The 8,375-nt window shown below is 64.7% G+C and carries 4 protein-coding genes and 1 pseudogene; 3 read left to right on the forward strand and 2 right to left on the reverse strand.

All coding sequences use genetic code 11. From position 1 onward, the window contains the following. Nucleotides 1-1,206, forward strand: a pseudogene (locus ACYVHC_RS21660) (hypothetical protein); the annotation flags it as partial. Nucleotides 1,207-1,500: 294 nt separating this feature from the next. After that, entirely contained in the window at nt 1,501-3,828 is a 2,328-nt protein-coding gene (locus ACYVHC_RS21665) for a TonB-dependent receptor (RefSeq protein WP_460615828.1), read from the forward strand. A 651-nt stretch (nt 3,829-4,479) separates the two neighbouring features. On the opposite strand, the gene ACYVHC_RS21670 is transcribed toward ACYVHC_RS21665, so the two are convergent. Further along, on the reverse strand, nt 4,480-5,436 hold the full coding sequence (locus ACYVHC_RS21670; protein ID WP_460615829.1) for a bestrophin family protein: 957 nt from the start codon (nt 5,434-5,436) through the stop codon (nt 4,480-4,482). A gap of 583 nt (nt 5,437-6,019) precedes the next feature. Here ACYVHC_RS21670 and ACYVHC_RS21675 point away from each other — a divergent pair. Next, nucleotides 6,020-7,774: a sensor histidine kinase gene (locus ACYVHC_RS21675; protein WP_460615830.1), complete on the forward strand. Its 1,755-nt coding sequence runs from the start codon at nt 6,020-6,022 to the stop codon at nt 7,772-7,774. A 191-nt stretch (nt 7,775-7,965) separates the two neighbouring features. Here the strand turns inward: ACYVHC_RS21675 and ACYVHC_RS21680 are convergent. Beyond that, nucleotides 7,966-8,375: glycoside hydrolase family 30 beta sandwich domain-containing protein (locus ACYVHC_RS21680; RefSeq protein ID WP_460615831.1), on the reverse strand; the 410-nt coding region annotated here is incomplete at its 5' end.

An 8,375-nucleotide genomic window follows, 5' to 3' on the forward strand; every position in this document is an offset into this window, starting at 1 on the left:
ACCCCGGCGGGTAAGCCCCCTGGTCCGGCACAACCGGCGGGAGCCCGGGACTCGGTGGCGGCAGCACCCGCCCCGGCGGCGGACACCACGGCCCAGCCGGCGGAGTCGGCGCCGGCCGAGCCCCGGCAGTTTCCCCGGACCCGCCAGGCCCAGGTTTCCCTGCTGGGCCCCCTGGGCTCAAACGGCTTGCGCAGCGGGCAAACCGTAAACCAGCTGTCGGTGAACGTGCTGGGCGGCACCTCGGCCGGGGTTGACGGCTTCGAAGCGGCCGGCCTGTTTAACGTGGCCCGCGACTCGGTGCGGGGCGTGCAGCTGGCGGGGCTGGCCAACGTGGTGGGCCGCCACCTCGACGGTTTCCAGGGCGCCGGCCTGCTCAACGTGCTGGGCGGCGCAGGCACGGGCTGGCAGGCCGCGGGCCTGCTCAACGTGGCCACCCGGCCGGTAAGCGGGGTGCAAACCGCCGGCCTGTTTAACTACCGCGGCCCGGCCCGCCCGCTGGGCGTGGACTCGGCCGGGGGGGGCGCCGCCCTGACTGACCCGCCCGGGCGCAAAACGGTGCAGGCCGCGGGCCTGTTTAATGCCGCGCTGGGGGAGGTGCGCGGGGTACAGGCCGCGGGCTTGTTTAACCTGGCCGGCACCGTACACGGCGTGCAGCTGGCCGGGCTGCTCAACATCGCCGACTCGGTGGAGGGGGTCAGCATCGCCCCGCTTAATTTCGTGCGCCGCGGCTACCACCGCTTCGAAGTGCTGAACTCCGAATCGTGGCCGTTAGGGGCAAGCCTGAAGCTGGGGGGATCCCCGGAGTTTTACACCTTCTTTACCGGGGCCTACGACGGCTTCGGCAGCGGCCCCCGGCGCTGGGCCCTGGGCTACGGGGTGGGCACCGAGCTGCTGGCCCGCCGGCGCGTCAGCCTGGGGCTGGACGCCGTGGCCCTGCACGTCAACGAGGAAAGCCGCGGCTGGACCGATGAGCTTAACCTGCACAACCAGCTGCGCCTGCTGGTGGGCTTCGCGCCCGGCAAAGCCGGCGGCCGCCTGCGCCTGGTGGCCGGCCCCACGGTAAGCGTGCTCGTAACCCAACGCTATGACGCGGAGCGCGGGCAGGTCTATTCCAGCCTGGTGCCGAACCGCCTTTGGCTGGATGAGCCGGGCGCGCGCACCAGCGTCTTCGGCTGGGTAGGGTACTGCGCCGGCCTCCGTTTCTAGGCGCTGGCGGCCGCCGCGCTCCCAGCCGCCCCTGCGCCCGCTTCCGGGAGCTAAAAATATTTTCCGGCCGGGCGTAGGGGTCCACCCCGGGTGGGGTGTCTTATAGGCGGAACGTTTCTGCGGGCCGCCCCCGCGGCGGTATGGTACCTGGTTGCGTGGGCCGGCCCCTGCGCCCCTGCTTGCTTCCTGCTTTTTCACCGACAGCCATTACTTGCTGCCTAGGCAGCGCCATGCCTGTAAAAATCGATAATCATGCGCTTTATTGTCTTGATAGCCAGTTTTTTAGCCTCTGTTTTGAGCGGGCCAGTCCACGCCCAGGGTTTAAGCCAAACCATCCGCGGCCGCGTGCTCGACCGCGAGTCCCAGCAGCCGCTGACCGGCGCCACGGTGGTCGTGGCGGGCAGCAGTCCCCTGCTGGTGGGCACGGCCGATAACAACGGTGACTTCCGCATTGGGCAGGTGCCGGTGGGGCGCCACACGCTTAAAATCAGCTTTGTAGGCTACGAGGAGCAAACCATTCCCGAGTTGCTGCTGGGCTCGGGCAAGGAGCTGGTGCTCACCATCGGGCTGGGGGAGGCCTTTACCAACCTGCGCGAGGTGACCGTGACCGGGGAGCGCGAGAAAGGCACTGCCCGCAACGAAATGGCCACCGTCTCGGCCCGCTCCATTTCGGTGGAGGAAAGCAAGCGCTACGCCGCCAGCCTCTCCGACCCGGCGCGCACGGCCCAAACCCTGGCCGGCGTGTCGGGCACCTCGGGCGGGGACCTGAACAACGAAATCGTGGTGCGCGGCAACTCGCCCCGGGGACTGCTCTGGCGCATTGAGGGGGTGGAAGCGCCCAACCCCAACCACTTTTCCGACGCCGGCGCCAGCGGCGGGGCCGTGAGCGTGCTCAGCACCAACGTGCTGGCCAACTCCGACTTTTTCACCGCCGCGTTTCCCGCCGAGTACGGCAACGCCTTGTCGGGCGTATTTGACGTGCGCCTGCGCGCCGGCAACAACCAGCAGCGCGAATACGCCTTTCAGGCCGGGGTGCTGGGGGTGGAGTTTGCTCTGGAAGGGCCCTTCAGCGCGCGCTCCAAGGCGTCCTACCTGGTGAATTACCGCTACTCGTCCCTGGCCCTGCTCAGCAACGTGGGCCTGGACGTAACCGGCGACGGCAGCGTGCCCAAGTACCAGGATCTGACCTTTAAAGTAAACGTGCCCGTGGGCCGCCACACCCTCGTGCTCTGGGGCCTGGGGGGCTTGAGCAGCAACCGCGCCGTCGCCTCCCGCGACTCCGCCCAGTGGACGCGCTACTACGACCGCTTCGACGGGGTAAGCTCCTCGGACGTGGCTACCGGCGGCCTGACGTACACGCACGTGCTCAGCGACCGCGCCTACCTGGAAACGGCCCTCACCGCTTCCGGCGACCGCCACGGCTACACCGGCTACGAGGTGGGCGCGGGCGATACCCGCGTGCTCAACACCGACCAGCAGTTTGTAAACTCGGCCTGGCGCGCCTCCCTGCTCTACCACTCCAAGCTCAACGCCCGCCACACCCTGCGCGCCGGCGCCATCGTAAGCCGCCTGGGCTTTGACGCCCGCAGCGGGTTTCGCTCCGACGACTACGGCGGGCAGTTTGTGCAGTTTCTGCAGCGCACCGGGGCCGCCACCACCACCCAGGCGTACGGGCAGTGGAAGTTTCGCGCCACCGAGCAACTCACCCTCACCAGCGGCCTGCACCTGCTGCGCTTCAACCTGAACGGCAACTCGGCCGTGGAGCCGCGCCTGGGCGCCCGCTGGGCCTTCTCGCCCAAGCAGTCGCTGTCGGCCGGGGTGGGGCTGCACAGCCGCCTGGAGGCCCCGTTCGTGTACTTTACCCAGCTGCCCCAGGCCGGGGGCGGCTACGCCGAGCCCAACCGCAACCTGGGTTTGGCCCGCGCCGTGCACTACGTGCTGGGCTACGACAACCTGCTGCGCGAAGACCTGCGCCTGCGCCTGGAGCCCTACTACCAGTACCTCTACCACGGGGCCATCAGCCCCAACCCGGCCAGCACGTTCGCGGCCCTGAACTTCGGTGGGGGCGCGCCCACCGAGGCTCTGGTGGCCCGCGGGCGCGGCCAGAACTACGGCCTGGACGTTACGCTCGAAAAGTTTTTCACCGGCCAGTACTACTTCCAGCTCACGGGCTCCCTCTACGACTCCCGCTACCAGGCCGCCGATGGCCGCTGGCGCAACACCCGCTACAACGGCAACTTCGTGGCCAATGCCCTGGGCGGGCGGGAGTTCAAGGTCGGCCGCGAGCAAAACAACCTGGTCAGCCTGAACCTGCGCCTGCTCTGGGCCGGTGGCAACCGCTACACGCCCGTGGACCTGGCCGCCTCCCGCCAGGCCGGCTACGCGGTACCCGTGGAAGAGCGCGCCTGGGCCGAGCAGGGTCCGGCTTACTTCCGCCTTGATGTGCGGGCCAGCTACCGCAACAACCGCCCCCGCGCCTCCCACATTATTTCCCTTGACATTCAAAACGCGACCAACACCCAAAATGTCTTCGGCCGCTTCTATGACCGGCACTCCCAGCAGCTGGAAACCAGCTACCAGACCTCGCTGGTGCCGTTCCTAAACTACCGGGTTGAATTTTAGGCCTTACCGCGTAAAAAATCGCAAGCGCTATACGCGCTGATGTCGTTAACCCGGCTGATGCGGGCTTACCAGTAAGGGGAGGTGAAACCAATTTGACCGGCGGGCTAAGCCGTCTGTTTTGTGGGAAACCAAAAACCTGGCATTTGCTTGGCCGGGCGGGTGCGCCTTGCCGTGGAAAGCGTCTGGCTGCGCCTTGCCGTGGTAGGCCCGATCGGCCCTTGCGCAGCAGGCAATCAGCGACACAGGTAAAGCCCTGTGGGGAGGCCCTTTTTCCACGATTTGTACTGCGTTATAGTTTCGTATATCCGATTTATGCAAGAAATGGGATCAGCCGGATCGATCACTGCCAGTGGGGAGCTAAAATTCTTGTTAGATACGACAGAACCCACCCCCCCAGTGTTAAACAAACCGTTGGGGCAGGTTCATGGGGTGAGTGCAGCTTCCGTTAAGTAAACGCCATAAATCCGGCAAAGCAGACCATGGGCAACGTCCGGCTACTTGTCACAAGGGTGGTCATCAGGGGCTGGATTCTGTGCAATTACAAAAATTCAGCAAATCAGGTGTTCCACGTTCGGGCTTTGCGCTTGCCGCTCGCCTGCGGCAAGGGCTACATGTAAACCTACAGCTACCCCTGCCGGCCATATCGCTGAGTTAGAGCAGAAAGCCATTCTCTACCGGGTAAGGCTCCGGAATTGTTTCTTCCTCCAGCATTTCCCGCAGATCAATCTCAATCGTGCGGGCGATGGAAGAGATAGGCACGTCATTATACGCCGCCTCAAATGGGTTTTCCGAGTAGTCGCCTATTCGGTCCACCAGAAAGTACAGCCAGATGATGACCGTGGAAAACGGGATAGTCAGCCAGTAGTGCAGGGAGCGGGATTGTTCAAATACGTCCAGCAGCCCAAAGGGAATCAACGCACAAAAGATATACATGATCCAGAGCCCGGTGGAGGCATACTGCCGGGGGAAGGGGAAATTCTTAATGCGCTCGGTCATTCCCTGCAGGTCATACAGATTGCCGATGAGGATATGGAGCCGCACGTGCTTGTAGTCGGATAGCTGCCCGCTGTTAAACAGACGCTCGATTTCCAGGCTTTGGTTTTTCAAAATCTGGCTGGGAATGTTTGTGTACTTTTTAAGCTGAGCCAACTCCGCGGCCGCTAGATAGGGCCCTACTTCCGGCTCCATCCCGTCCTGGCATTCCTGGCGGAACCTGGGGGTGTAAACCAGGTTGGAAATAGGCTCGTTGTGTTCCCACGTCCGGGCTCTGCGCATGGTGTGCTTAAGGGCCAGCAGCCAGGCCAGGTGGCGATGGATGGTGGCTTTCTTCCACTCACGGCTTACCTCGGGGCCCGGCATGGTCAGGATGGCCGTCGCGAACGTGCGGCTTTCATTGATAATTTTCCCCCATATTTTTCGCGCCTCCCAGGTGCGGTCGTAGGAGCTGTTGTTTTTAAAGCTCAGGAAAAAGGCCACCGCAATGCCAATAACCGAGATAGGCTGCCAGGGCAGGGCAAAAGGAATGCGGGTGGTTTCGTAAACGACAATGATGGCGGCGGAATAGAGCAGCCCAACCAGCAGGGATCGGCGCGACCACCGTAGTGTCATCCACAAACTGTAGTAGCGTTTTACATACATGCTATTTCCATCTTGGTGAAAGGCTTGGGAGGTGCCCGCTAGTGCATTTGCAAGGAAAGCTACGCCGCCCTGACCGCGGCGCCGAGAAGTTCAGCCGCCGCAAGCCCGCCGGGCAGGGGCGGATCCCGGTGCGGGCCAGCACCCTCCGGCTACTGGTTGTAATTGGAAATGGATCTCAGGCAGGCGTCAGAGAAAAAGCAACCCCCAACATAATAGTGATTTCATTATATATAAAATAAGGCAGTATTGCAAAACCCTAGTGGGGGGCGCGCCCTAAGAGCGCTTGCTGCCCGCGGTCGGCCCTACTGGTGCACCCGCGTATCCTCCCGGGTCAGTTGTTTATAAACCGCCCGCCGGGCCTGCGCCAGCATGGATAAGCAGGTTCCGGGCCCCTGTTTATTTTCTCGCTGGGCCCGGCAGTGTTCCATTGTTCAAACATCCCCGTAACTTCCGGCGAAAGTACCGGCTGCCAGCCGCCCAGGCCGGGATTCCTGCCCCAGGCGGCTGGCGCACATCTATTCGGGCCCCCTGCCTGTCTTTCCCGTTGCCTTGTATGGTTCCAGCCGTCCCCCCAGAAGCCACCCTTTCGGAAGCCAACCTGCTGGCCCGCCTCTTTCCCAAGGGCGGGGAGATGGGCCAGCGGGTGCGGCAGCTGGACTGGTCACAGACCCCACTCGGCCCGGTGCACGGCTGGCCCCTGAGCCTGCGCGGGGCCGTGAGCATTATGCTCAACTCGCGTTTTCCCATGATGGTGCACTGGGGCCCCGAACTGGTGCATTTCTACAACGACGGCTACGCGGCCATCCTGCAGGACAAGCACCCCGGCGCCCTGGGGCAGCCGGCCGAGCCCTGGTGGCGGGAGATGTGGCCCTTTCTGCTCGATATTTTCACCCGGGTGCTGGCCGGCGAGACCACCTACTTCGAGAACGGCCTGGTGCTGCCCAACCGCCGCGGGTTTATTGAGGAGGCCTACTTTACTTTTTCCCACAGCCCGATCTACGACGAGGCGGGCCGCGTCGGCGGCATTTTCGTCACGGCCTTGGAAACCACGGTCACCGTGGTGCAGCAGCGGCGCCTGGCGTTATTCAGCCACCTGAACGCGCAAACAACCCTGGTGACCCTGCCGGCCGAAGCCGCCCAGCACATTATCGCCGCTCTGGCCACCAACCAGGCCGACATTCCCTTCGCCCTGCTTTACACCCACGACCAGCCCGCGGCCCAGGCGCAGCTGCGCGCCTGGTTTGGCCTGCCCGCCGGCGAGCCGGTGGCCCCGGCCACGGTTGACGTAGCGGGCCCCGCCGCGGACGAGGGGTGGCCCCTGGCGGCCGCGCTGGCCCCGGGGCGGGGGGCGCAGGTGGTATCCCTGCCCGAGCGGTTTGCGCACTGGCCCGCCGGGTCCGGGACGGAGCCCCCAACCCAGGCCCTGCTACTGCCCTTGGCGGTGGGCGACGCGCTGCCCGGCTCCCGGGCCGTGCTCATCATGGGCGTCAGCGCCCGGCGCCCCCTGGACGAGGCCTACCGCACATTTTTTGAGCTGGTGGCCGACTACGCCGGCCGGGCCCTGGCGCGCACGATCACCCTGCACGAGGCCGAGCGCCTCAACCAGGCCCTGCGCGCGGTTAACACCTCGCTGGACACCTTTGTGCACATCGTAGCCCACGACCTGAAGGGGCCGGCCATGAACTTAAGCAGCCTGCTGCAGGTGTACCACGAGGAAGCGCCCGGTCCCGCCCGGGACCACCTCATTGACCTGGTGGGGCAGGAAATACGCCGGCTGGAGAGCACCATTCGCGGGCTCCTGCAGGTGCTGCACATTCAGTACGGCACGGACGAGGCCCAGTCGGACGCGGTCGCCTGGCCCGACGTGTACGCCGCGGTCCGGGGCGAAGTCGCGGAGCTGCTGGCCCAGCAGCAGGGAATACTCACCGCGGATTTTGCGGCGGCGCCCGTCCTGTACTACCCGCAGGCCTACTTGCATAGCATTCTGAAAAACCTGGTGCACAACGCCCTGAAGTACCGGGCCCCGGAGCGGCCGCCGGTGGTGCACGTGCAAACCCAGCGGCGGGTGGGGTCGGTGGTGCTCACCGTGACCGATAACGGGCGCGGCATCGACCTGCCGCGCGACCAGGACCGGTTGTTTCAGCCCTTCACCCGCCTTTCCCCCGAGGGGGAGGGAGTGGGCCTGGGCCTGCACATCATTCGCAGCTTGATCCACCAGCGCGGGGGCTCCCTGGAAGTAGCCAGCACCCTGGGCGTGGGCACGACGTTTACCGTTACCCTACCCGACCAGTTGCCCCCGGGCAGTTAACCAATGGCAAATCCTTCCCGATGAAATCCTGAGGCTAGAGCCCCACACTTTTCGGGCTTTTGCTGCGTCTCTGGTTACAGTTGTCATGACCCGCCACTGAAAAGCGGTGGGGTGCGCGCCGCCCGATTAGGGGTTGTTCCTACTGGTCGGTCACCTTCTTGTGGTACTTCTTTCCTTTTCTGAGAAGACCCCTAATTGATGAGCAGGGTCATGATGGAGTGGGGGCGGCTGGTGGTGGGGGTGGCCTGGCCCTGGATCCAGAGCTGGAAGGGCTGCTCTTTTTCGGTGGTGTTGAGCACGACCACGGCCAGGGTGCCATCGGGGTTGCGGAAGGCGGTGGTTTGCAGCACGTCGCGGCTGGCCGAGGCAGCCACGCGCCGGGCCCCGGGCCGGATAAACTTGCTGAAGTGACCGATGTAATAGTAGGCGTTGGTGTAGAGCAGCTGGCCCTGCTTGGTGTCGCCAATCAGGGGCGCGTAGCAGAAGTTGCCCACGTGGTTCGGCCCGCCGGTCTCGTCCAGCAGCACGTTCCAGTCGGTCCAGGCCTCGGTGCCGGCATTGAAGTCGTGGAGCATGGAGTAGGCGTAGCGCTCACCCAGGC

The sequence above is a fragment of the Hymenobacter seoulensis genome (assembly GCF_054780535.1).